General features: G+C 46.9%; 19 protein-coding genes. 14 read left to right on the top strand and 5 right to left on the bottom strand.

Annotated features, from left to right (window positions below):
* Positions 1-23: 23 nt before the first annotated feature.
* Positions 24-1313 (top strand): serine hydrolase domain-containing protein, encoded by a 1290-nt coding sequence (locus tag VM802_RS18465; protein WP_325533232.1) that lies wholly within the window; start codon positions 24-26, stop codon positions 1311-1313.
* A 1-nt stretch (position 1314) separates the two neighbouring features.
* Here the strand turns inward: VM802_RS18465 and VM802_RS18460 are convergent, their stop codons facing one another.
* On the bottom strand, positions 1315-1929 hold the full coding sequence (locus VM802_RS18460; RefSeq protein WP_325533230.1) for a redoxin domain-containing protein: 615 nt from the start codon (positions 1927-1929) through the stop codon (positions 1315-1317).
* Between the two features lie 284 nt (positions 1930-2213).
* Between VM802_RS18460 and VM802_RS18455 the strand changes: the two genes are divergently transcribed.
* The 4 genes from VM802_RS18455 to VM802_RS18440 all read left to right on the top strand — a co-directional run bounded on the left by VM802_RS18455 (position 2214) and on the right by VM802_RS18440 (position 8637).
* On the top strand, positions 2214-3122 hold the full coding sequence (locus VM802_RS18455) for a bestrophin family protein (RefSeq protein WP_325533228.1): 909 nt from the start codon (positions 2214-2216) through the stop codon (positions 3120-3122).
* Between the two features lie 88 nt (positions 3123-3210).
* On the top strand, positions 3211-4674 hold the full coding sequence (locus tag VM802_RS18450) for a DUF3375 domain-containing protein (RefSeq protein ID WP_325533226.1): 1464 nt from the start codon (positions 3211-3213) through the stop codon (positions 4672-4674).
* Positions 4675-4682: 8 nt separating this feature from the next.
* A complete protein-coding gene (locus VM802_RS18445; protein ID WP_325533224.1) occupies positions 4683-5276 on the top strand; it encodes a DUF4194 domain-containing protein in 594 nt (197 codons plus the stop codon).
* On the top strand, positions 5254-8637 hold the full coding sequence (locus VM802_RS18440) for an ATP-binding protein (RefSeq protein WP_325533222.1): 3384 nt from the start codon (positions 5254-5256) through the stop codon (positions 8635-8637). Before VM802_RS18445 ends, VM802_RS18440 begins: the two co-directional genes overlap by 23 nt.
* A gap of 75 nt (positions 8638-8712) precedes the next feature.
* On the opposite strand, the gene VM802_RS18435 is transcribed toward VM802_RS18440, so the two are convergent.
* The gene (locus VM802_RS18435) at positions 8713-9066 is read right to left on the bottom strand and encodes a winged helix-turn-helix transcriptional regulator (protein WP_325533220.1); all 354 of its coding nucleotides are present in this window, start codon (positions 9064-9066) and stop codon (positions 8713-8715) included.
* A 117-nt stretch (positions 9067-9183) separates the two neighbouring features.
* On the opposite strand from VM802_RS18435, the gene VM802_RS18430 reads away from it, so the two are divergent.
* From VM802_RS18430 to VM802_RS18405, 6 genes are all read left to right on the top strand, one after another.
* Positions 9184-10194, top strand: coding sequence for a zinc-dependent alcohol dehydrogenase family protein (locus VM802_RS18430; RefSeq protein WP_325533218.1), 1011 nt, complete (start codon positions 9184-9186; stop codon positions 10192-10194).
* Positions 10195-10409: 215 nt separating this feature from the next.
* Positions 10410-11783, top strand: coding sequence for a cytochrome ubiquinol oxidase subunit I (locus tag VM802_RS18425; RefSeq protein WP_325533216.1), 1374 nt, complete (start codon positions 10410-10412; stop codon positions 11781-11783).
* Positions 11784-11797: 14 nt separating this feature from the next.
* The gene (gene cydB / locus VM802_RS18420) at positions 11798-12832 is read left to right on the top strand and encodes a cytochrome d ubiquinol oxidase subunit II (protein ID WP_325533214.1); all 1035 of its coding nucleotides are present in this window, start codon (positions 11798-11800) and stop codon (positions 12830-12832) included.
* A 369-nt stretch (positions 12833-13201) separates the two neighbouring features.
* Positions 13202-14173 carry a helix-turn-helix transcriptional regulator gene (locus VM802_RS18415; RefSeq protein ID WP_325533212.1) on the top strand — a complete coding sequence of 324 codons (972 nt, stop codon included), beginning with the start codon at positions 13202-13204 and terminating at the stop codon, positions 14171-14173.
* 76 nt (positions 14174-14249) lie between these two features.
* On the top strand, positions 14250-15284 hold the full coding sequence (locus VM802_RS18410) for a DJ-1/PfpI family protein (RefSeq protein WP_325533210.1): 1035 nt from the start codon (positions 14250-14252) through the stop codon (positions 15282-15284).
* Between the two features lie 4 nt (positions 15285-15288).
* Positions 15289-15975 carry a GyrI-like domain-containing protein gene (locus VM802_RS18405; protein WP_325533208.1) on the top strand — a complete coding sequence of 229 codons (687 nt, stop codon included), beginning with the start codon at positions 15289-15291 and terminating at the stop codon, positions 15973-15975.
* 6 nt (positions 15976-15981) lie between these two features.
* Here VM802_RS18405 and rnc read toward each other — a convergent pair whose 3' ends face one another.
* The 3 genes from rnc to VM802_RS18390 all read right to left on the bottom strand — a co-directional run bounded on the left by rnc (position 15982) and on the right by VM802_RS18390 (position 18231).
* A complete protein-coding gene (rnc, locus tag VM802_RS18400; RefSeq protein WP_325533206.1) occupies positions 15982-16656 on the bottom strand; it encodes a ribonuclease III in 675 nt (224 codons plus the stop codon).
* 61 nt (positions 16657-16717) lie between these two features.
* Positions 16718-17971, bottom strand: a complete 1254-nt coding sequence (gene fabF, locus VM802_RS18395; protein ID WP_325533204.1) for a beta-ketoacyl-ACP synthase II — start codon at positions 17969-17971, stop codon at positions 16718-16720.
* 23 nt (positions 17972-17994) lie between these two features.
* A complete protein-coding gene (locus tag VM802_RS18390) occupies positions 17995-18231 on the bottom strand; it encodes an acyl carrier protein (RefSeq protein WP_012788038.1) in 237 nt (78 codons plus the stop codon).
* Positions 18232-18699: 468 nt separating this feature from the next.
* On the opposite strand from VM802_RS18390, the gene VM802_RS18385 reads away from it, so the two are divergent.
* Genes VM802_RS18385 through VM802_RS18375 form a run of 3 tightly spaced genes read left to right on the top strand, consistent with a single transcriptional unit; the run spans position 18700 to position 24316 of the window.
* Positions 18700-19782 carry an efflux RND transporter periplasmic adaptor subunit gene (locus VM802_RS18385; RefSeq protein ID WP_325533182.1) on the top strand — a complete coding sequence of 361 codons (1083 nt, stop codon included), beginning with the start codon at positions 18700-18702 and terminating at the stop codon, positions 19780-19782.
* A gap of 45 nt (positions 19783-19827) precedes the next feature.
* Entirely contained in the window at positions 19828-22959 is a 3132-nt protein-coding gene (locus VM802_RS18380) for an efflux RND transporter permease subunit (protein ID WP_325533180.1), read from the top strand.
* Positions 22960-22981: 22 nt separating this feature from the next.
* A complete protein-coding gene (locus VM802_RS18375; protein WP_325533178.1) occupies positions 22982-24316 on the top strand; it encodes a TolC family protein in 1335 nt (444 codons plus the stop codon).
* The last annotated feature ends 239 nt before the right edge of the window (positions 24317-24555 follow it).

The raw sequence follows: 24555 nt of genomic DNA, 5'->3' as shown, positions 1-24555 counted from the left end.
AATCATAATATATCCGTCCTCACATGAAAAAACTCGCGTTCCTGTTCCTGCTCTTGCCTGTACTCACAACCCAGAGCCAGCAACTGCTGCATCCGGCCACACCCGCATCTGCAGGCATGTCAGCCGAAAGGCTGAACAGGATAGATACAACCATACAACAGTATATCCGTAAGGGTTATGTCAATGGGGTAACTGCCATGGTTATACGTGATGGCAAAATCATATACAATAAGGCCTTCGGATATGACGACATCAGCAAAAAAACACCGGAAAAAACGGATAACATCTTCCGCATCGCCTCACAGACCAAAGCCATTACCAGCGTGGCCGTGATGATGCTCTACGAAGAAGGAAAGTTTATGCTGGACGATCCCATCTCAGAATATATCCCTGAGTTTGCACATCCGAAGATGTTGAAGCAATTCAATGAAAAAGATACCACTTATACCACGGTACCGGCTACACGGGAAATCACGATACGCGACCTCCTCACCCATACTTCCGGCCTGGGATACGCGCAGATAGGCAGCAAGGAAGCCAATGCCATTTATGCAAAAGCCGGCGTAATCGCAGGCATCGGCATCAATGACGCACTGCTGGCGGACAAAATGAAGATTCTCGGTGGGCTGCCACTCATGCACAACCCCGGTGAAAAGTGGACCTATGGCCTCAATACGGATCTACTGGGTTATCTTATAGAAGTCGTATCCGGCAAAAGCCTGGACCAGTTCCTGCGGGAACGCCTCTTCCGGCCGCTGGGCATGAACGATACTTATTTCTATCTCCCGGAAAACAAAAAATATCGCCTCGTTACTTTGTACGCCGAAGACCCTAAAACACATCAGATAGCCCCGACGGCAGAAACGATGGACGTCCACGGTACCAGCGTATACACTGACTATCCGAAAAGAAAAGGTACTTATTATTCAGGTGGCGGCGGACTCTCCTCCACCATGTATGATTATGCCGTCTTTCTGCAGATGCTGCTCAACGGTGGTGTATATAACGGCGTGAGGATACTGGGCCGCAATACCGTGCGGATGATGACCATGAACCAGATCGGCGATCTCTCCGCCGGCTGGGACACCAAAGATAATTTCGGGTTGGGCTTCCGGGTAGTCAATGAAAACAGTAGTAACGAATCTCCTCTGCCGGCGGGCGTTTTCAGCTGGGGAGGTATGTTCAGTACTACCTACTGGGCTGATCCTAAAGAAAAGATTATCGGGCTTATTTACAAAAATATCTGGCCCACGTCTTACGGAGATCTCAACGACAAATTTAAAGTGCTCGTATACCAGGCTATCAACGACTAACTCAGGCGCTGATAGCCAGTTCCTTTCCCACTGCTTCCAGCACACGGGCAACAGATAGCCGCCCCTGGAAATAAGGATCTGTAAAAGCATGCGTGATCTCCAGTGAAGGAGCAATAAGATACACGGCCGGGATGGGCACATCCGCATTGACACCGGATACACGGCCCCAGATTGGATCTGTATCCCTGTATATGCCTGCTTCAGTAGCTATACGATGTTCTGCATCCGCCACTATATCAAAAGGCAACTGTTGCCGGTGGAAATCGTTGAAGGTAGCTTTATCCTCATCCGACACCACCAGCAAACGCGTGCCTATGGCCTCAATGGCACTATGGCTAACTTTTAATTCTTCCAGGTAAATATCGCTGTAACTGTTCCAGTGAAGCGAATAAAACGCCAGCACCAGCGGCTGCGCAGTAAATTCATGCAGAGACGCACCCTGCTTTACATGGGTAAGCAAACCACCTCTGTTAATAATCTGCTCTTCTTCAATGAAAAATTCTGGGAAATATTGACCCGCTGTGGCAGGAGCTATCTTCACCCTGTTCTTAACAGGACTGGGAAAACTTTCCGGTATCGGCTGGTCCAGGTCGGCGTATCTGTATAGTGTTGACATGTTCGCTGCTGTTTTTATATTACGGTTGATAAAATGGCGTTGTAGGCATTGTGCAACACGACAAAGATAGGGGAAAAATTTTATTATCCTACTAATTTTGTAGACTAAATACATCTGAGGTTTTAACCAGCTGGTTACTAATTATTTACCCCTCCACATCCGAACAATCCTGGCGTATATCCGTTATTGTTATGGCTACCGGCGCCGCAACCGTATAAACCGGCCTCGTATTTGCACTGGCGCCCTGGTCATATGTCAACATTACTGATTATAAATCAAGCAATATGCTGCTGAAACATCGGCTTTCATTCGCACAGATCTTTGCATTCACCTGGAAGGTGGATCTCACGTTACTGTTCTGCTGTACCATTGTATACTTTCTTGATAGCTACTGGTTAGCAGCCCATGTATCCATACCCGTCGCGATATCAGCAGTGTTGGGTACGGCATTGGCCTTCTTCATCGGTTTTAACAACAACCAGGCATATGCCCGTTGGTGGGAAGCCCGCAAAATATGGGGCGCACTGGTAAACGACTCCCGATCCTGGGGGCGCGGCTTGCTGTACTACAGCAACGCAGACGCTCATCCGGAAAACAAGGCATTGGTCCGTCACATGATCTACCGCCACCTGGCTTTTGTATATGCGTTGAAGATGGCCCTTCGTAAACTACCAGACGAATATTACACCCGTTTCCTCACTAAAGAAGAGATAGACGCCGTTCAACAGCAACAGAATATTCCTAATGCCATCCTGAATCTGCAAACCCGCGACCTTCAGCATCTACGCAATACCGGCGCCATAGACGGCTTTGCCTTTATAGAACTGGATCAGTTGCTGGTAAAACATTGCGACGAAATGGGCAAATCAGAGCGCATCAAAAACACCGTGTTTCCACCCAGCTACGTATACTTCACCCGCCTCTTCATCTGGTTCTATGTAATCATGAATACGCTGATGATGACCGAAAGCATTGGCCCCTGGGCCATCCTCTTCGGCTGGATGTTCGGATTCGTGTACCATGTCACTTATCTCAATGGTCTTACCATCATGAATCCATTTGAATACCACCCCCTGGCTATGCCACTGGACAGCATATCCCGCACCATAGAAATCAATATTATAGAACTGCTGGGCGATGAACCGGTGCCACAACCAGTGAAACCCAAAGCCGACGGGCTGTACATCATGTAGAATTTGTTTTACACAAAGTTTCCTCCCACAAAGTAACAGAGATCACTGCGTCTTTGCGGGAACCCCGCAATTCCTTATTTTTACGCCCATGACGTACGAGCAACTATGTAATCTATATGCCCAGTCAGTAACACTCAAGATACTCCGGGCACGTAGCGCGCCAATGATGTTGTCATTTTTTCACTACACATTCAAGGAGAAAAATCATACTACCATTCCCAATGTGGAACTGGTAACCCGCCTGGCCGATTACCTGGAAATAACCGGCTACAAGGCCACAGACGACGAAATAGACGCTTCCGCCCTGCTGGAACAAGAGGACGAAAGAGCCAGGAAATACATCGAACAATGGAGCAACAAAGGCTTCCTGCGCAAATATCCTGATGACGACGGCAACGACATCCACGAGCTTAGCAGCGATATGGAGAAAGTAATGCACTGGGTATCCACCTTGCAGAAACGCGAGTTTGTGGGTACTGAAAGCCGTTTCCGTGATATCTACTCCAAACTCAAAGAACTGGTAGATCAGAGCAACAAAGATCCCAGGCAAAGGATACAGGAGCTGGAAAGAAAGAAGTTCGAGATAGAAGAAGAGATAAAAGCCATCAAACTCACCGGCAAAGTAGAAGTGTTTGACAACACCCAGATCAAAGAACGCTTCTACGATGTAAACCGCCTCTCCCGTGAACTGCTCAGCGATTTCAAGGAAGTGGAACAGAACTTTGAACAGATCACCCAGGAGATCTACCGCAAACAAAGTGAGCGGGACATCGCCAAAGGCGCGTTGCTGGCCTATACCCTGGACTCCTTTGAAGCACTGCGCCAAAAAGACCAGGGCAAAAGCTTCTATTCATTCTGGCAGTTCCTCATGGATGAAAACAAGCAGGAAGAAATGCGCGACATTATCGAAAAACTATACGACCTGCTGGAAGAACGCAACATCGAATATAAAAATGACCGCTTCCTCAAAAAGCTGAAACAATATCTTCACACATCCGGTAAGAAAGTTATCGATGCCAACAAAAAACTGAGCGATAAACTCAGCCGCGTACTGAGCGAGCAAAACCTCACTGACCGCAGGAAAGCCATGGAGCTGCTCAACGATATACGCATGCTGGCATTCCAGACATTAGATACTCCTCCGGGTGAAGACTTCTTTATCGAGATGGAAAGTGATCCCGAACTGGATCTCCTCGACCGCTGGGAGATGGCAGACGAAAAGAAAAGCGAGCCGGAAGTAGCCTTTCCGGACGGTTTGGGTGGTACCGATATTTCAGAATCCGATTTCAATGCACTGTTCAATCAATTCAATATAGATCGCACTTTATTGGAAAGCCGCATCCAGACACAGCTTCAGAGCAAGAAACAAATCAGCCTGAAGGAACTGGTTGAGATCTATGGTACCGAAAAAGGTCTCACCGAACTGATCACCTATTTCTCAATAGCCAGCCAGTCGTCCAACCACATCATACTGGAAACACCGGACCCTGTAACACTGGGCAGCCGCATCATTAACATGCCTATGGTGCTGTTCACAAACTCACAGAACTAAAAAACATTATGGCCGACAACAATATTTCTCCTTTTGCACACGTGTTCCTCAAACTCATGCAGGGACCGGTATATGAAGAAGATAAAGCATACTGGAAAGATCTGCTGGGATGGCAGACAGAACTCAGCAAATACCTGCAACAGGTAGGGCTGCAACTCATCGTCAATGAAAGCGACGGCTTTGCACGCATCATACAGCCGGATGCAGAAGAAAATGCCGATAGACAGCTTCCTCGCCTGATGCGCAAAACAAGGCTCTCCTACGAAGCCACACTACTCTGCATCGTACTGCGCGAAGCCCTCGACGAATTTGACGTTAAAGGCAACGGCACCCGCCTGTTCATGACACAAAAGGAAGTCAAAGAAAGACTCACCCTCTTTTTCCGCGAACGCAACAACAAATCCAAACTCCTCAAAGATCTCAACAAACCGATCATCAGCCTGCTGAACATCGGAATATTGAAAGCCATCCGCGAAGATGCCGCCAATAAAGAACTACACCAATACGAAGTAAAACGTGTAATCAAAGCACTGGTGAATAACGAAAAACTGGAAGAGATAAAATCTAAATTAAAGCTACATGTCAACGCTGTTCAACAGTGATTATAAAGAAAGCGGATTCAGGCTTCAATATCTTGAAATATACAACTGGGGTACCTTTCACAACAAAATATACCGGGTAAACACCGGTGGTCAGACCTCTCTGCTCACCGGCGCCAACGGAAGCGGCAAAACCACGCTGATTGATGCGCTGCTTACATTACTGGTCCCCGCAGGAAAACGTTTCTACAACCAGTCATCCGGAACAGAACAACGCCGCGACCGCGGAGAAGAATCATACTTCTGGGGATATTACGGAAAAACATTTTCCGAAGAATCCCTCCAGTCTAAAACAGAGCAACTCCGGCACAAGGAAAACAATCCGTATTCCGTACTGCTGGCCTATTTCTACAATGCCGCCACCATGCATCAGATCACGCTGGTGCAGGTAAGATGGTATGCTGGTGAACTGAAACGCCAGTATATCGTATCGCCACATAAACTAAATATCAACGACCATTTCGGTAATGGAAAGTTTGATATGAAAGGCGATTGGAAAAAAAGGCTGCGCATGGAATTTCCCAAAACGGAGATCACCGACAGCTTCAAGGAATATTCAGCCCTCTTCAGCAACATCTTCGGGTTAAGAAGTGAAAAGGCGTTATCGCTTTTCAATCAGACCGTAGGTATCAAAGTACTGGGTGACCTCAACACCTTTATCCGTAGCCAGATGCTGGAAGAAACGGATGCGGAAAGCGAATTCCTGAAACTGCGTGAGAACTACGACAGCCTGCTCTCCAGTCACCGCGCCATCCGCAAGGATGAAACGCAGCTGAAAATGCTGGAACCCATCATGAACAACCGCGTATCATGGCAGGAAGTCCAGGAGAAGAACCGTGATTTGCAAGCTTTACAGGATGTCCTCCCTGCATACTTCAACAAACAGGAAAAAGATATTCTTGAAAAAGAATTGCAGGAACTGAAGCAGGAACTGAAAATAACAGACACCACGCTCGCAGCAGTGAATGAAAACCTGCAATCCATGCAACTGCATAAGGAAGAGCTGATTGCCCAGAAAGCCAACAACAGCGTGGATGAACAGCTTCGTTCTATTGAAAAAACCATTCATTACGAGCAGCAGTCCCTCGATGGCAAGCGCAGTAAAATGGAGGAATACAACAAACTTGCAGAACGATTACAACTGGATACCAATCCGGATGAACAGCAATTCCATAAAAACACCAAAGCCGCAGAGAAGCTAAAAGATGGCCAGGATAAAGCACTTGAAGGCTTACAGGAAGAAATCTTCCACCACAAAGGCAGTCTTACTTCGGAAAGAAGCCAGGCCACTCAACTGGAAGCCGAAATAGACTCCTTCCTGCATCGCAAAAACAATATTCCCTATGAGTTGATCCGCATCAGACAACAGCTGGCGGATATGCTGGATGTCTCGGAGGAAGACCTCCCGTTTGCCGGTGAGCTGATCAAAGTGAAAGACAAGGAAAATCACTGGGAAGCAGCCATAGAAAAGGTATTGCACAACTTCGCCCTGCGTCTGCTGGTACCGGAAGATTATATCACGGAGATCAATCGCTACATCAATGAAAATAACCTGCACACCAGGCTGGTATATCACGTTATAGAAGATGAAACGTATACCATGCTGCGCATGCCTACTGAAAAGGACAGCCTGCTGCAGAAGATTGACATCAAGCCTGGCACCGAATTCAAAGAATGGTTGCAGAAACAACTGATAGACCAGTTTGACTACATCTGCACCGACGACCTGAAAGCGTTTAACCGTGCCCGCAAGGCAGTCACTTCAAATGGCCTGACCCGCCAGGCATCCCGCCATGAAAAAGATGACCGCCCCAATCGCTCGCAGCAAAACAACTACGTGCTGGGATGGAATAATAAAAACAAACTACGTCTGCTGAAAGAAGAACAGGATGAGTGCAATAGCAACATTGAACTGTTGCAGCACAGCATCACTCAGCTGGAAACACAACGCCGCGAAATAAGCAGTAACAGCGCATTTCTCAGTGCATTCCTTTCTCTCCACAACTACAGCGAAATCAGCTGGCAGCCGCACGCAGAAGTGATTGAAAAGTATGCGCGTGAAAAAGCCAAACTGCTGAAGACAAGTGATAAATACCAGGTGATTTGTGATCAGCTGGAAGAAGTAACCACGCAGATCAAAAGCAAGGAACAGGAAAAAGAGAACATTTTACAAGGCAAGGGCCGCCTGGACGATAAGGCCGCTGAGAAGCAGCGTTATTTCAAGCAGATCAAGGTATCCAACCTGGATGATGCCTCACTGCATCGTGTACTGGAATACCTCTCAGACCTGGCTATCACCGAAATAGCGGAAACAGCCTTCCAGCTGGCATCACACCGCAAGAAAGCAGACGAAAGCCTGAAAACCGCACTCCACGAAGCAGTACGCCTCAGCGCGGAGAAAGAAGCAGAAATTACCAGACAGCTGGCCGCATTTGTAATGCCTTCCAAAGCCATTCACGATGCTTATCCGGACTGGCTCGGCGATGTAAGCGACCTGCAACCGCATGTCAAATATCTCGATGAATTTGCATCCCTGTTCCAGAACATCAAATACCAGCGGCTGATAGAGCACAAAGAACGTTTCCGCAAATACATGGACACCAGTATGCTCAACGCCATCACCAACTACCGCGCATGGCTATACGGACAGGAAGATGTCATCCGCGAAGTAATGGACGACCTCAATGAACCATTGCGCAACATCACCTTCAACAAAAACCCGGACACCTACCTCCAGCTGGAATGCCGCCATGTGCGCGATGTAGAAATCAGGAACTTCAAAGAAAAGCTGAGCAGTGCCGTACCAGACACCATGAAATATCACATGGAAAAAGATGAAGCCTATGGCGAGCAACTATTTGAGAATATCAAGATACTGATTACAGAGTTGCAACAGAATGAAGCATGGCGTCGTAAGGTAACAGATGTACGCAACTGGCTGGACTTTGGTGCGAAGGAATACTATATTGCCGATAACAAAGCTTTCAAATACTACGAGGATACTGCAAGTCTTTCAGGTGGAGAAAAAGCACAATTCACCTATACCATTCTTGGTGCGGCCATCGCTTATCAGTTTGGCATCAACGAATCCAACAGGCAACACCGCAGCCTTCGATTTATCACAGTGGATGAGGCTTTCAGCAAACTCGACCCGGAAAAGAGCCACTATCTCATGGAATACTGTGGCCAGCTGAATCTTCAACTGCTGGTAGTAACACCGCTCGATAAACTCAACATTGCAGAACCATATATACATGCTTGCCACTTTGTATCCAATAAAAACAAACGCGACTCAGTAGTGTATAACTTTACGATGGAAGAGTATAAAGAGAAAAAGAAAGAGTTTGAGACAATGGTTGGATAACATTTAGTGTATAGCATTTTAGCCATTAGTTAGTTTGAAGAAGTGGCGTTTTTCAAATTAACTAATGGCTGATTTTTATGCGCTAAGTGCAATATTATTTTTCTCCATCTGTCCGCGCCCCCAATCTGCCAGCAACCTGATAAACGGCAGCAACTCCATTCCCGTTTCAGTAAGATGGTATTCTACCCGCGGCGGTACTTCCAGGTATACGGTGCGTACCACCAGTCCATCATCTTCCAGCTCACGCAATACCTGCGTAAGCATTTTGGGGGTAATACCCGTAACAGCTCTGCGTAATTCTCCATATCGTTTTATACCATCGCGGAGCTGATAAATAACACGTCCTTTATGCTTGCCTCCAATGCGCTGAAAGGCATAATCAACTGCGCACATAGCATCGGGGTATGTATTTTTTTTAGGTTTTTCCATTTTTTATACTATTGATTCTCAATAATAGTATCAATCTGGTATCCACATTACCAAAAAGTGCATACTTGTTTTATGTAAAGTTAGAGCTCAATTTTGCCCTATCAAAAAATTCTTCCCATGAAAGCAATTCAGTTTAAGAAGTTCGGAATTGATAACCTGGAGCTGGCAGAAGTAACAACGCCACAACCAGGGCCATACGATGTACTGGTAAAAATAGAGGCTGTATCACTCAACTATCTTGATATAGCACTGGTGAATGGCATATATAAACCTAATCTGGCACTGCCGGCAACGCCTGTAGCCGACGGAGCCGGCGTGGTTGCGGCAGTAGGTTCGGCTGTTACTAAATGGAAAGTGGGCGACAGGGTAACCAGTCATTATGTACAGCAATGGCAGCAAGGACCTAACAGTCCGGAAACCAATGTGTGGAGAACAGGTGTTACAACACCGGGATTACTATCTGAATACGTTGTGCAACCGGAATATGCGCTGGTGCACACACCGGATAACCTCACCAGCGTTGAGGCCTCTACGTTACCCATTGCCGGTCTGATCTCCTGGACGGCACTGATAGATCAGGCAGCCATCAAACCTGGCCATGTAGTACTTACACAGGGCACTGGCGGCGCTTCCCTCTTTGCCCTTCAGATTGCGCTGGCAGCGGGGGCACGGGTAATAGCCACTACCGGCAGCCCGCAGAAGGTAGAAAAACTGAAACAGCTGGGCGCACATGAAGTAATCAATTATAAAGAATATCCTGAATGGCAGGAAGAAGTAAGACGGCTCACCAATGGCGAAGGTGTACATGCTACGATCGATGTGGCAGGAAGCGCGACCATCAACAACTCTGTGAAATCCGTGCGTTACTATGGATATGTGGCCAGTATCGGCTTTCTGTCTGGTACACAACTTCCGCTGGACCTCCTCAGCCTGGTTTACAGCTATGTGCGCGTGCAGGGTTTATCCGGTGGCAGTCTGCAGAGTTTCCGGGAATTCACTGCCGCAATACAGACCAATAATATCAAACCCGTGGTAGATACCATATTTCCTTTTGATGCCGCGCAGGAAGCGTTTAAATACGTTCTGAGTGGCAACCACTTCGGTAAGGTGGTGATTGAAGTAAAATGATATTTGTCAGCAATAAAAAAAACGTCCTGCCTATAAAGGCGGGACGTTATAAACCATTACACTAAAATTATTGTTTCTCAAGGTAGCAAAATCCCCGCTAAACACGGGATTATTTGTTTGTTAAAGCAAGTAATATTATATTTTTATAAATAGATGATAAACATCAGGTGCTTGGATAAGATCGCCTGCTACCTTTGTAACCATAATTAAGTGTTATGCCTTCCGTAGAAATATTATCCAGGATACAGTTTGCCTTCACTATCGCATTCCATTACATCTATCCTCCACTGAGCATCGGCCTCGGGCTATGCCTGGTGATTATGGAAGGCCTTTACCTGAAAACAGGCGATATATTATATAAGGAGATCACTAAATTCTGGATCAAAATATTTGCGCTCATCTTCGGTATCGGAGTGGCAACGGGCATTGTGATGGAGTTTGAATTCGGTACCAATTGGGCCACATACTCACACTATGTAGGCGACATCTTCGGCAGTGCCCTCGCAGCGGAGGGCATCTTCGCCTTTGGGATGGAATCCGCATTCCTGGGCGTATTGCTCTTCGGATGGGACAGAGTTAATAAAGGCGTCCATTACTTCTCCACCATCATGGTAGCGCTTGGCTCCATGTTTTCCGCATTATGGATCGTTATTGCCAACTCCTGGCAGCAAACACCGGCAGGCTACCGCATCGAAGGCCACGACCTCGGCGCACGCGCTGTGGTAACAGATTTCTGGGCTATGGTGTTCAACCCTTCCAGCATGGACCGCTATGCACACGTTATCATCGGAGCTTTTCTGGCAGGCGCATTTCTTGTGATGAGCGTAGGCGCATGGTACATTATTAAAAACCGTGTGGTAAGGCACGCGCAGGCCATGTTTAAAGTGGGCCTGTCTGTAGCTGTGGTGGCAGCTTTGCTGCAACTCTTTACCGGCCACCGCTCTGCGCATTATGTAAGCAAATACCAGCCGGCAAAACTCGCTGCAATGGAAGGCCACTACGACAGCCTCGCTGTAGCCGATATGTATATCATCGGATGGGTAGACAACAAGTTGCAAAAAACAAGCGGTATCAAAATTCCTGGTGGACTTTCCTTTCTGACACACGGCGATTTCAACGCACCGGTGGAAGGTCTCCGGGCTACGCCCGAAAAAGACCGGCCACGCGCTGTGAATTTTGTATTCCAGACTTATCATATTATGATCAGCATTGGCGTAACACTGATAGGGCTTACATTGCTGGCAGTTTTCCTCTTGTGGCGTAGAAAACTGTTCAACCAGCGGTGGCTGATGATCATCTTTGCATGGGCCGTACTGCTGCCGCAGATTGCTAACCAGGTGGGCTGGTATGCAGCAGAAGTAGGACGCCAGCCCTGGGTTGTGTACAAGCTGCTCCGCACCTCAGACGCACTGTCAAAAAAGGTCACTGCAGATCAGGTGATGTTCTCACTGGTGCTGTTCACCTTTGTATATGTGGTGCTGTTTGCCCTGTTCCTCTATTTATTGAACCGTAAGATCCAGCATGGCCCTGATGTTAAAGATGACGATGACGCTTACTATAAAAATAACCTGGCTGATCTTCCTGCCTAAAAAATTATAGCTGTATGGAAACAATTCTCGGACTGGACCTTCCCACATGGTGGTTTTTAGTGATCGGCGGGCTGATCACCGGTTACGGTATGCTCGACGGCTTTGATCTTGGCGCAGGATCATTGCATCTCTTCTTCAATAAAGAAGAAAGCAGAAGACTCGCGCTGAACGCAATCGGTCCCGTTTGGGACGGTAATGAAGTTTGGCTGGTAATTGCAGGAGGAGCGCTGTTTGCAGGCTTCCCTGTTGTATATGGAGTGATCCTTTCTACCTTCTATGTGCCCTTCATGTTGTTCCTCGTGGCGCTGATCTTCAGGGCCATTTCCATAGAATTCCGCAGCAAAGAGCCCTGGCCCTGGTGGCGCCGGATGTGGGATATCAGCTATTTTGCATCCAGCACATCTATCACGCTGTTGCTGGGATTAGTGCTGGGCAACCTTATCCACGGATTGCCACTGAATAAGGATCATGAATTCACCGGTAATCTGCTTACCTTTTTCAATCCATATGCTATCCTGATCGCATTCACCACCTTGTCTTTGTTCATGCTTCACGGGGCTATCTACCTGGTGATGAAAACCGAAAACAGGCTGTATGCCAAGCTAACCGTGCTGGTGAACAACTGCAGCAAGTTCTTCATTCTCTGCTTCATACTAACGTCAATGGCTACACTAATCTATGTGCCGCATATGACGCATCAGTTCAAAAACCATCCGGAGTTGTTCATATTACCGATGATGGCAGTGTTGATAGTGCTGAACATCAAGCGTAACATCGACGCCAGGAAGTATATGACTGCATTCCTTTACTCCTGTATCATTATGTCTTGCCTGCTGATATTATTTGCCGTGGGCCTCTATCCGAATATTGTGATCTCCACCACTGACCCTTCTTACAATGTGAGTATATATCAGGCCGCATCTTCTGTGAAGTCACTCAAAATCATGTTGCTGATTGCCGCTATAGGTACTCCACTGGTAATAGGCTATAGCGTATTTGTTTTCTGGACTTTCCGTGGAAAAGTAAAGTTAACGGAGATGAGCTATTAATATTAAAGGATTTTTTTATGTAGTTATTTAGTTATTTGAAATGCAGCGGAGATCAATAAATGTAATTAATAAAGTATGATTTCCGCTGCATTTCAAATAACTAAATAACTACATAAAAAAATCCCTAAATAAAAGGGCCCCCGCAAGAAATTGCAGGGGCTTACCATTTAACCTATATTCTGTACTGTAGCATCGTTATAATATCTTCCGGGGTAACCACAATTGTCTCTAACTCAATATCTTAAAATTTTCCGGAAGTTTTCTATGTATTAAAGACATTTTACAAAAGCCAAAGTTTAACGAACACAAAAAAAAAACTAAAAAATAGTTTTCTGCAACCGAAATTAGCGTTCAGAACTCGCTACCACCATGAATCGAATAGACCGGCTTACTGCCATTCTCATACAACTGCAAGGTAAGAAGATTGTAAAAGCGTCCGAAATATCGGACCGTTTTAATATCAGCCTGAGAACGGTGTACCGGGATGTCAAGGCCCTGCAGGAAGCCGGTGTGCCCATTGGGGCGGAAGCTGGTACTGGTTATTATATCGTAGACGGCTACCACCTGCCACCGGTAATGTTTTCAAAGGAAGAAGCTGCCGCCCTGCTTACAGGGGAAAAACTAATGGAGCAGCTCAGCGATCACTCCAACAGGAAACAATTCTCTTTTGCCATGGAAAAGATCCGGTCTGTTTTGCGGGGCAGCGAGAAAGACTATCTTGAGTCCCTGGATGAGAATATTGCGGTATTACGTGTCCGCCCAACCCACCTCGAAGACGACAATGGTTTCCCCAACCGCTTTCTCACGGATATCCAACAGGCACTGGGCATGCACCAGGTGATCAGTATGGAATATTTCTCCTTTCAGGAGGAAGTGGCCACCCGGCGCGAAGTAGAGCCGATCGGCATTTTCCATATGTCCGGCTACTGGCATCTCATAGCCTGGTGCAGGCTGCGCCAGGGTTACCGCGACTTCAGGATAGACCGCATCCGCAAATTGAACGTCACCTCCAGTTATTATAAAAAGAACAGCCGCATCTCCCTCCAGGAATACCTGGAGCAAAAACGGAGCAAGCCCCATTCCGGAGAGCAGCCACAGATTGTCAAAATCAGTGTGGATGCTAATATGATGAGGTTTATGAGAGAACAGAAGTATTATTTCGGGCTGATGGAAGAAACCGTGAAGGGCGACCAAACGGAGCTCACTTTCCTGACATCGTCTGTTGGCTACATCGCCCGCTGGCTGGTAATGTTCGGATCAGCTGTGAAAATCCTGGAATCCGATGAGCTGAAAACCGCCATGCAGGCGCTTGTTATCGAACTAAAAGAGCACTACCTGTAATTTTTTTAAATGCTCCTGACATAAGGTTGTCATATGCCGGTTGTTGTTTTGTACTGTAAAACAAAAAACACCGCATATGACTACTCTCCGCAACTGCTACGTATTTGTATATAACCAATACTCCGACTGGGAACCAGCACTGGTTTCATACGGCCTGCATACATTTACCGATGCATCCGTGATCACATTTTCACTGGACGGGCAACCGGTTACCTCAGGTGGAAACATGCATGTTCAGCCACAACAGAGTCTCGCCGATGCCATGCAGGCGGACATAGACCTGCTCATTATTCCCGGTGGCGCATCCATCGGGCAGGGCGGTAATACCGAATTGCTGCCACTGATCCACAAACACCTCGCTGCTGGCAAAATGCTGGCCGCTATCTGTGATGCAACTGTCTTTCTTGGCCAGCACGGCTTTCTCGATAATATTACCCATACCGGCAATCACCCGGAAGTATTGAAGATGATGGCTCCTGCCTACAAAGGCATGGCATTGTACCAGAACCAGCCTGCCGTAAATGGCGGGAATATCATCACAGCCGCAGGAACCGCTATGGTGGCTTTCACCAAAGAGATCTTCACCCATTTCAATCTGCTGCAGAACGAACAGCTCAATACATGGTTCAGCTTCTTCCTCTCTATAGATATCCCGGACATCTATACGGCATTACCGCTTCACTTCCTTTTCCGCCGCTACCAGACCAACCTGGCTGGCCTGTTGCCCCTGGTACGTCATGCCATTAAAGAGATATACCAGGAGGCTGCCACCTCCGGACTGGAAGTAAGCGGCGCACAGCAATGGCACTATCATGGGTTTGACGGTCACCCCGATACGGTCTTCACACTGGATATTGGCCTGCCGGTAGCCACGGTAAAACCGGTAGCAGCGCCCCACCAATGTGAAACCATAGCACCCTTTCATTGTGTAAGCCTCATGCATAAAGGGCCTTGGGAACACCTGGGTGAGACCTATGCGAAACTCATATCAGCCATACAAATACTCGGTCTGCAAATGACCGGCTATAGCACAGAACAGTACCTCCTGTATGATTTTGAAAATCCGGAACAGAACCTGACCAATATCCGTATTGGCATTGCAAAACCTTAACTACATGAAATGTTTTCAATACCTGGGAAGGGTATTACTGATAGCATTAATTATCTATAATGATCAAACACTAACGCAAATGACTAAACTGGATCTTACTAAAGCTTACAAAAACTATTATACAGCCACAACAACGCCACAGGTGGTCACTATTGAGAAAGGCAGTTTTATAACGCTGACCGGCAAAGGCGACCCCGATGGGGCAGCTTTTTCAGAAACTATCGGCACATTGTATACAGTAGCATACAGTATCAAAGGTATCTGCAAGCAGCAATCGAAAGACTTTATTGTAAGCAAGCTTGAAGGATTCTGGTGGGTAGAGGATAAGCATGTAGATCCCTTGAAGGTTCCGCGGAGTGAATGGTGTTATGAACTGGCCATCAGAATGCCGGATTATGTGACCCATCGGCATTTTGCTGCCGCCGTGGTCACAGCAGAGAAAAAGAAGCACTCATCTTTATTCAGGGAAGTCAATTTCAAAGAAATAGAAGAAGGCCCAAGTGTGCAGCTGTTGCATAATGGTCCTTTCAGCGAGGAACCGGTATCATTGAAAAAGATGGAAGAACTGATGAAGAAAGATGGATTAGCGATGAATGGGCGTCATCATGAAATATATTTATCGGATCATCGGAAAACACAGCCGGAGAAGCTGAAGACAATTTTGCGGCATCCTGTAAAACGGGAAGGGTAATAAGATTCAGACACTATCTCCGAGACCGAGTTGCTGAATAGCCAGCTGGGCTGCAATCTGGCTGGCATCTTTTTTATTGAAGGCTTTACCGCTGCAAATGAGCTGCCCGTCTACCACAGCGCCAACTGTGAAGATGCGGCGGCCATTGTCCATTTGTTCATCCAGTAGTTCAAACTCCAGCACTTTGCCATTCTTATTGGCCCAGCCATACAATTTGTTCTTGTGGTTCATCTCCACGCTCTCAAGCAACTCCATGTCTATATAAGGCATGAGGATGCGTTTGTGAACAAACTGCTGGGTTTTATTATAACCTTTGTCGAGATATACCGCACCCACAAGGGCTTCCAGGGTATTGCCGAAAATCTGGCTTATTTTGAGAAAGCTGTTGTATTTGTCGTAGATAGTGAGTTTACGCAGGCCCATTTTAATGGCAATATCGTTGAGTTGCTGGCGGTTAACTATTTTGGAACGCATCTCAGTAAGATATCCCTCCGTTTTGTAAGGATATTTTTTAAAGAGATAATCACCAACAATTGCTCCCAGGATGGCATCACCGAGATATTCCAGCCGTTCGTTGCTTTCAAGGAATTTTTCTTTGCTGGAACGGTGGCTCAGGGCTATTTCGTACAAAGCGAAGTTGCCTGGCGGAAAGCCAAGCAAGCTATGAAGCTCTTTGTACAAGTGCCTCTTCTTGGATACTAGTCGATATAAAAAACCTGGCAGTAATTTCACACAATCTGGATCAAGGAACAAATTTTTTGAATATCACAGAGGCATTATGACCACCAAAGCCAAAGGTGTTGCTTAATGCAGCTCTTACTTCTCGATGTTGTGCGGTGTTAAAGGTAAAATTTAATTTCGGGTCCAGCTGAGGGTCGTCGGTAAAATGGTTAATCGTAGGTGGTACAATACCGTGAATGATAGACATGATCACAGCTATGGACTCAACGGCTCCGGCGGCACCAAGAAGGTGACCCGTCATGGATTTGGTGGAGCTGATGTTCAGATTATATGCGTGCTCTCCGAATACTTTCTGAATAGCTTTTACCTCAGCGATATCACCAAGGGGGGTAGAAGTTCCATGAACATTGATATAGTCAATAGCGGTAGCGTCTAAACCGGAATCAGCCAGCGCCTGACGCATTACATTCATTGCACCGAGTCCTTCAGGATGTGGGGCAGTGATGTGGTGTGCATCAGCTGTAGCGCCTCCTCCAGCCAGCTCTGCATAAATTTTGGCACCTCTTTCCAGCGCATGATCCAGGGATTCCAGTACCAGTGCTCCGGCACCTTCACCCATTACAAAACCATCTCTGTCCAGATCAAAAGGACGTGAAGCGGTTTTAGGATCATCATTTCTCTCTGAAAGGGCCTTCATGGCGTTAAAGCCGCCAACACAAGGCTCATTGATCACATTTTCAGAACCGCCTGTTACCACCAGGTCGGTTTTCCCGTAACGGATACTATACATTGCCTCAATGATCGCATTGGTAGCAGAAGCACAGGCAGATACAACAGAAAAATTAGGCCCCCTGAAACCGTGACGAATAGAGATATATCCGGCAGCGATATCAAGAATAAGCCTTGTGATCAGGAATGGACTGAAACGGGGAGTCCCGTCTCCGGTATGAAAGTCCCGTAATTCATGACTGAAGTTGATCATACCACCCACGCCAGTGCCCCATATCACACCGGCACGATCTGCATTGATCTTGTCTTTGTTGATATTGGCATCTGATATCGCCTGATCGGCAGCAATCACCGCTGTTTGGGTGAAGGGGTCCATTTTGCGGGCCTCTTTCTTGTCCAGGTAATTCGTAGGATCGAAATTCTTCAGTTCACAAGCAAAACGGGTTTTGAACTTGGAAGCGTCAAATTGACGGATGAAATCCGCGCCGGATACACCGTTCGCCAATCCGTGCCAAAAGTCGGCTACGGAATTGCCGAGCGGTGTAAGAGCGCCTAAACCTGTAACGACAACTCGTCTTGGTTGCATTAAAACAATTCTGATTAGTAGGATTATTTTACATGTTCTTCCAGGTAAGCAACTGCCTGGCCAACAGTAGTAATAGTTTCAGCTTGTTCGTCAGGAATGGAGATGTTGAATTCTTTTTCGAATTCCATAATCAGTTCTACCGTATCCAAAGAGTCAGCGCCTAAGTCGTTGGTGAAGCTGGCTTCAGGAGTTACCTCGGCTTCGTCAACGCCCAATTTGTCGATAATGATCTTTTTAACTCTTGATGCAATGTCTGACATAATTTTAAGTGTTTTTGGTTTAAAACTTGACTGCAAAAATATAATTTTTATTGAATTGCCAAGAGATAGCCCGAATTTTAACGGGTCACGCTAATGTACAATCCCACCAAAGTCAATACAGTAAACATATTCATCTCATTGTTAATAAAAGATTTTATGTCTCCCTATACCCATTCATACGCATAATTCTCCATTTAACCTTAAAATACCAGGATTTTAGATGTCGCTCATCAGAAATCTCCATTCACCCTCCTTTTTCACCACTTATCTAATGCATTAACGCTATTTAACAGTCGTAACACCCATTCACGGCGTCCATTTACTAAATTTGTCCTGCTTATGGGAACAGCCATCAGTTTTATGCTGTTAGCCTTTGGTGATAACGCTGCCAGATCAGTAAAAAGCTAAAACAATCTTCCGGTTCTCAATTATATAAAAGCTAAACGCTAAAAGTCAAACGCTAAAAACATGTCCAACAGCAAAAAGACCATCCGCAACATTATATTATTGGTTGCAGCTGGCATCGTGATTTTTTTCGTTTATAAAAAACTGACCGCAAACGGCAACAAAGATACAGCCGGGCCCGCTGCAGGACCTAAAAACCCATCCAAACAACTGCTCACAGATGCTTGGGTGGTGAAAACATCCGCCCTTGAGCAGTCCATAGAAGCCAGCGGAACACTGCAAAGTAATGAAGAAGTGGAAATAAAACCGGAAATAAACGGACGAATCATACATCTGTACTTTAAAGAAGGCACCAACGTAAGAAAAGGCGACCTCCTTGTAAAGATATATGATGAAGACCTGCGTGCTCAGCTTGAAAAACTGAAATTACAACAGCAGCTCGCACGGACTACGCTCGAACGCCAGGAAAACCTCCTTAAAATAAATGGTATCAGCCGCCAGGATGTGGACGTTACCCGTAACCAGGTAAGTGCATACGGCGCCGATATTGAATACACACTCACACAATTACAGAAAACCGAGCTGCGTGCCCCCTTCAGTGGCAGGCTTGGACTCCGCAATGTGAGCGAGGGCGCCATCGTGTCTTCTGCCTCCGTGATCACTACTTTACAGCAGATTGACCCGCTGAAAATGGACTTTGCCGTAGCAGAAAAATACCGCAACGTGATCAAAACCGGCGACCAGGTAAGTTTCTTCGTAGCCGGCGACACCAAAGAATATAAAGGAAGCATCTATGCCATAGATCCTAAAATAGACCTTACCACCCGCACAGTAAGACTCCGTGCCATGGTGCCTAATAATAGCGGTACACTGTTTCCCGGCTCTTTCGCCAAAGTGCAGATAGCGCTGAAAAACCTCCCGGACGCCATCATGATTCCTTCCCAGGCTGTAATACCCGGCACCCGTGATAAAAAAGTGATCGTGGCCGACAGCGGCAGAGCCAAATTCGTAGTGGTGGAAACCGGCATACGCACCGAAAGCAACGTACAGATCACCAATGGCCTCAAGCCAGGCGATACAGTGATCACCACCGGTATACTTCAGCTTAAACCTGGAATGCCGCTTAAATATAATAAGGTACAATAGATACTACATAAGGGAACGTATAGCCCGAAAATCTGATAACTTACCATGAGTCTACCTTCCTTATCTCTCAAACGCCCGGTGCTGGCTATCGTGATGAATATCATCATCGTGATATTCGGCCTCGTGGGATTCACCTTCCTGGGAGTGAGAGACTTCCCGGCCATAGACCCGCCCATCGTAAACGTACGTACGTCGTATGCCGGCGCCAACTCAGACATTATTGAAACACAGATCACCGAACCACTGGAGAAATCCATCAACGGTATTGCCGGTATCAAAAATATCTCTTCCAGCAGCAGCCAGGGTAGCAGTAATATCACCGTGGAATTTGAGCTGGGCGAAGACCTTGAAGGCGCTACCAACGATGTGCGCGATAAAGTATCACAGGCACTGCGTAGTCTTCCGCCAGATATTGATGCCCCCCCAGTGGTATCCAAGCAGGACGCCAACTCCGACGCCATCATATCCATGACCGTACAGAGTAACACCCGCAATCAGCTGGAAGTTACCGAATACGGCACCAACGTACTACTCGAAAAACTACAAACCATCCCTGGCGTAAGCGCTATTCAGATATGGGGCGAAAAACGCTATGCCATGCGTATCTGGATGGACCCGGCCAAACTGTCTTCCTACAGCCTTACACCTTCTGATGTACAGGCTGCCCTGCAAAGAGAAAACGTGGAACTGCCTTCAGGTAAGATCGCCGGTAACGCCACCGACTTCACCGTGCGGACCTTTGGTCGCCTCATTTCAGAAGATGATTTCAACAACCTCATCATCAAAAATGTAAACGGCAGCGAAATACACATCCGCGACATCGGACAGGCTGTGCTGGGACCAGAGAATGAAGAAACCGTACTGAAAGAATCCGGTATCCCTATGATAGCACTGGCGCTCATACCTCAGCCAGGCTCCAACTATGTAGCCATCGCCGATGAATTCTATAAAAGGTACGAACAGCTGAAGAAAGACATCCCGGAGGATTATACCGTAAACATAGCGATGGACAATACCCGCTTCATTAAAAAGTCAATTGAAGAAGTGGAGGAAACCCTCATCGTAGCGCTCACCCTGGTGATCCTTATTGTATACCTCTTCTTCCGCGACTGGCTCATGGCTTTCCGTCCGCTGATAGACATCCCCGTATCATTGATAGGCGCATTCTTCATTATGTATGCATGCGGTTTCACGATCAATATACTCACGTTGCTGGCCATTGTACTGGCTACCGGCCTCGTGGTGGACGATGGTATTGTGGTAACAGAAAATATCTATAAGAAAATAGAAGCCGGTATGCCACGTATGCGTGCTGCCCGCGAAGGCTCTGAAGAAATCTTCTTCGCCGTAATCGCTACTTCCATTACACTGGCCTTCGTGTTCCTCCCTATCATCTTCCTCCAGGGCTTTGTAGGACAGCTGTTCCGTGAGTTCGGTATCGTAGTCGCCGGGGCGGTATTAATCTCCGCATTCGTGTCCCTGACATTAACGCCCGTACTCAATGTAAAGATCGGACGCAAAACACATACCCACTCCTGGTTCTATACTAAAACAGAACCCTTCTTCCGCTGGATGGAAGAAGGATACGAACGGTCCCTTAAATCGTTTATGCATGTACGTTGGATAGCCGGATTAATCATCGCCGGATGCCTCGTACTTATCTACTTCCTGTTCAGGACATTGCAGTCTGAACTGGCCCCACTTGAAGACAGAAGCCAGTTCCGGTTGTCTATAACCACGCCGGAGGGCACCTCCTTCGATTACATGGACAACTATGTGGATAAGCTCACGCAGTTCCTGGCGGACTCTATACCTGAAAAGAAGATTATCCTGAGCGTGACTTCTCCCGGTTTCAGCGGTTCCGGCGCGGTGAACACCGCTTTTGCCAATGTGGTACTCACAGAACCCAATGAACGTCACCGTTCACAGAAAGAGATCGTAAACATGGTCAACCGCAGCATGAGTAAGTATCCGCAGGGTAAGGTCTTTGCCATAGAATCACAAACCATACAGGTGGGTCGCCGCAGCGGTCTTCCCGTATCATTCGTGCTGGAACATATCAACTTCGATTCTCTCACTGCCGTACTACCAGGATTCATGGATGAAGTAGGCGCCAGTCCTGTATTCCAGGGAACCGACATAGACCTGAAGTTTAACAAACCGGAACTACGCATTCACATCAATCGCGATAAAGCCACTCAGCTGGGCGTTTCTGTGCAGGATATCTCACAAACATTACAGCTGGCATTAAGTAACCTCCGCTATGGCTACTTCATCCGCAATGGTAAACAATACCAGGTAATGGGGCAGGTATTCCGCGCAAACCGCGATGCACCGATGGACCTGCAAAACCTCTATGTGCGTAATTCCCGCGGTGAGGCCATCCAGCTGGATAACGTTGTGAGCATAGAAGAAGAAACCAGTCCGCCAATCATTTATCACTTCAACAGGTACAAGAGCGCCACTATCTCTGCCAGTCTTGCACCCGGCAGAACCATCGGCGACGGTATCAACGAAATGTACCGTATATACAACAAGCTGCAACAGGAGAAAGTCATCGACGACAGCTACGCCACCGCATTGTCCGGCGCCTCACGCGACTATGCTGAAAGCGGCTCCAATACAATGTTTGCGCTGGGACTGGCATTACTGCTGATTTACCTCGTACTGGCTGCACAGTTTGAAAGCTGGATAGATCCGTTGATCATCATGCTTACAGTACCACTGGCATTTGCCGGTGCATTGTTGTCGCTGTGGCTGTTCAACCAGACCTGGAATATCTTTTCTCAGATCGGGGTAATTATGCTGATAGGTCTGGTAACAAAGAATGGTATCCTCATCGTGGAATTTGCAAACCATCAGCGTGATACCGGCCTTAACAAAACTGAGGCCGTGATACATGCATCTTCCATGCGCCTGCGACCTATTCTGATGACCAGTCTTGCGATGGCACTGGGCGCACTGCCGATTGCCTTATCACTGGGAGCCGCCGCCACCAGCCGTATCCCGCTGGGTATCGTAATCGTAGGTGGTATTATCTTCTCGCTGGTGCTTACTTTATTCGTAATACCGGCGATGTATACTTTCTTCTCCCGCAGAGGTAAGAACACCGAAGAAAGTGATGAAGAAGAAAGACTTGAAGGCAAAGAAGAAGATGTTGCTTCTGCTCATGCCTGATTTTTCAGAGCGAATATTTTTTATGAAGAAAGATATAATAAAGCATTGTTTCTTTTTCCTGGCATTACTGGGATGTACATGGGCTGCACAGGCACAATCGAAAGTGCTTACTGTGGAACAAGCCGTTGATCTGGCGCTGAAGAATAATTTTGATATCCGTCTTGCACGCAACAGCGCAGAGCTGTCTGCTAACGATTACGCTTACGCGAATTTCGCATTTGTACCGCGGCTCAATGCCACTGCCGGCACCAACTGGAGCCGTACCGCTACCAAGCAGGAATTTGCTAACGGATCAAAGCGCGATACCAGTGGTATCAAAGGCAACAACATCAACGCCAGCGCCACACTCAGCTGGACGCTGTTTGACGGCATGAAGATGTTTGCCACACGCGACAAGCTACAGGCCATCCGTGATCTTGGCGAACTGGCAATCAAGAACCAGGTACAAAATTCAGTCGCCACTATCATCAGTGGCTATTACAACATTGTACAGCAAAAGCAGCAGCTAAAAGCAATCAGCGAACAGCTTTCTATTTCTGAAGAAAGAGTGAAGTTATCTGACGCCAAATTTACTACGGGCCTCGGTCCTAAAACAGACCTGCTGCAATCTAAGGTAGATCTGAATGCACAGAAGGCGCTATACCTGCGGCAGCTCACACTGATAGAACAAAGCAAGGCGCTCCTCAATCAGCTGATGGCTGTTCCTGCAAACGCTACCGAATACGATGTGCAGGACTCCATACCATTAACAACAGACATATCGTTTGTTGCTTTGCAACAAAGCATCGCCAACAACAATACCAGCATCCGGCTGCAGCAACAGAATGTAGCCGTATCCGCCCTTACAGTGAAAGAGCGCAGGGCAGACTATTTCCCCGTATTGTCATTCAATTCCGCATATAACTATAACCGTAACACTTCTAACGCGGCCTCCAATAATTTCAGTCCGCGATTCAACCGCAATGCGGTGCTTAATTATGGCTTCACAGCTACCATCCCTATTTTCAACGGCTTCAATGTAAAACGGCAGGTACAGAATGCAAAGATCGACTACGACTTTCAGAACATCACACTGGATAACGTACGGTCGCAGGTGGATCTATCACTGAGCAATGCATTCAAAGACTATGAGTACTATAAAAAAGCCGTGCAGCTGGAAGAAGAAAATAACCAGCTGGCCCACGAAAATGCGATGGTAGCACTGGAGCGCTTCAAACAGGGTGTATCTACTACCATTGAAGTAAAACAGGCGCAGCAAAGCCTCGAAGACTCCAACTACCGGCTTATTCAGGCCAGGTATAATACCAAACTCGCAGAAACAGAGCTGAGGAGATTAAACGGTGCATTGGTGCAATAGATCGGAAAATCATTTTCTCTACCTCTGAAAATACAAAGAGGCTGTCTCAAAAGTAATCTGAAGGCACTGAGAATATCGTAAACGAAAACTCTCTCCACCAGGTACCCGGATAAAATTGGGTAAAAATTACTTTTGAGACAGCCTCATTAAGTTCGAAACTATCCGGGGAATTAGCAGGAAGAATAATTTATCCTGATAAGTTTAGTATGCCGGACTAATCCTCCGCCGGAGATACTTTC

This window comes from Chitinophaga sp., from assembly GCF_035538455.1.
Lineage (GTDB): Bacteria > Bacteroidota > Bacteroidia > Chitinophagales > Chitinophagaceae > Chitinophaga.
This window is presented reverse-complemented; position numbering and strand designations above follow the sequence as displayed.

Excerpts from the sequence above, each read along its gene's own strand:
- VM802_RS18445 (WP_325533224.1), top strand. The coding sequence starts at position 4,683 with ATGGCCGACAACAATATTTCTCCTTTTGCACACGTGTTCCTCAAACTC.
- VM802_RS18390 (WP_012788038.1), bottom strand. The coding sequence starts at position 18,231 with ATGTCAGACATTGCATCAAGAGTTAAAAAGATCATTATCGACAAATTG.
- VM802_RS18425 (WP_325533216.1), top strand. The coding sequence starts at position 10,410 with ATGCCTTCCGTAGAAATATTATCCAGGATACAGTTTGCCTTCACTATC.
- fabF (WP_325533204.1), bottom strand. The coding sequence starts at position 17,971 with ATGCAACCAAGACGAGTTGTCGTTACAGGTTTAGGCGCTCTTACACCG.
- VM802_RS18455 (WP_325533228.1), top strand. The coding sequence starts at position 2,214 with ATGCTGCTGAAACATCGGCTTTCATTCGCACAGATCTTTGCATTCACC.
- VM802_RS18415 (WP_325533212.1), top strand. The coding sequence starts at position 13,202 with ATGAATCGAATAGACCGGCTTACTGCCATTCTCATACAACTGCAAGGT.
- VM802_RS18405 (WP_325533208.1), top strand. The coding sequence starts at position 15,289 with ATGAAATGTTTTCAATACCTGGGAAGGGTATTACTGATAGCATTAATT.
- VM802_RS18435 (WP_325533220.1), bottom strand. The coding sequence starts at position 9,066 with ATGGAAAAACCTAAAAAAAATACATACCCCGATGCTATGTGCGCAGTT.
- VM802_RS18460 (WP_325533230.1), bottom strand. The coding sequence starts at position 1,929 with ATGTCAACACTATACAGATACGCCGACCTGGACCAGCCGATACCGGAA.
- VM802_RS18410 (WP_325533210.1), top strand. The coding sequence starts at position 14,250 with ATGACTACTCTCCGCAACTGCTACGTATTTGTATATAACCAATACTCC.
- VM802_RS18375 (WP_325533178.1), top strand. The coding sequence starts at position 22,982 with ATGAAGAAAGATATAATAAAGCATTGTTTCTTTTTCCTGGCATTACTG.
- VM802_RS18465 (WP_325533232.1), top strand. The coding sequence starts at position 24 with ATGAAAAAACTCGCGTTCCTGTTCCTGCTCTTGCCTGTACTCACAACC.
- VM802_RS18380 (WP_325533180.1), top strand. The coding sequence starts at position 19,828 with ATGAGTCTACCTTCCTTATCTCTCAAACGCCCGGTGCTGGCTATCGTG.
- VM802_RS18385 (WP_325533182.1), top strand. The coding sequence starts at position 18,700 with ATGTCCAACAGCAAAAAGACCATCCGCAACATTATATTATTGGTTGCA.
- VM802_RS18430 (WP_325533218.1), top strand. The coding sequence starts at position 9,184 with ATGAAAGCAATTCAGTTTAAGAAGTTCGGAATTGATAACCTGGAGCTG.
- VM802_RS18450 (WP_325533226.1), top strand. The coding sequence starts at position 3,211 with ATGACGTACGAGCAACTATGTAATCTATATGCCCAGTCAGTAACACTC.
- VM802_RS18440 (WP_325533222.1), top strand. The coding sequence starts at position 5,254 with ATGTCAACGCTGTTCAACAGTGATTATAAAGAAAGCGGATTCAGGCTT.
- cydB (WP_325533214.1), top strand. The coding sequence starts at position 11,798 with ATGGAAACAATTCTCGGACTGGACCTTCCCACATGGTGGTTTTTAGTG.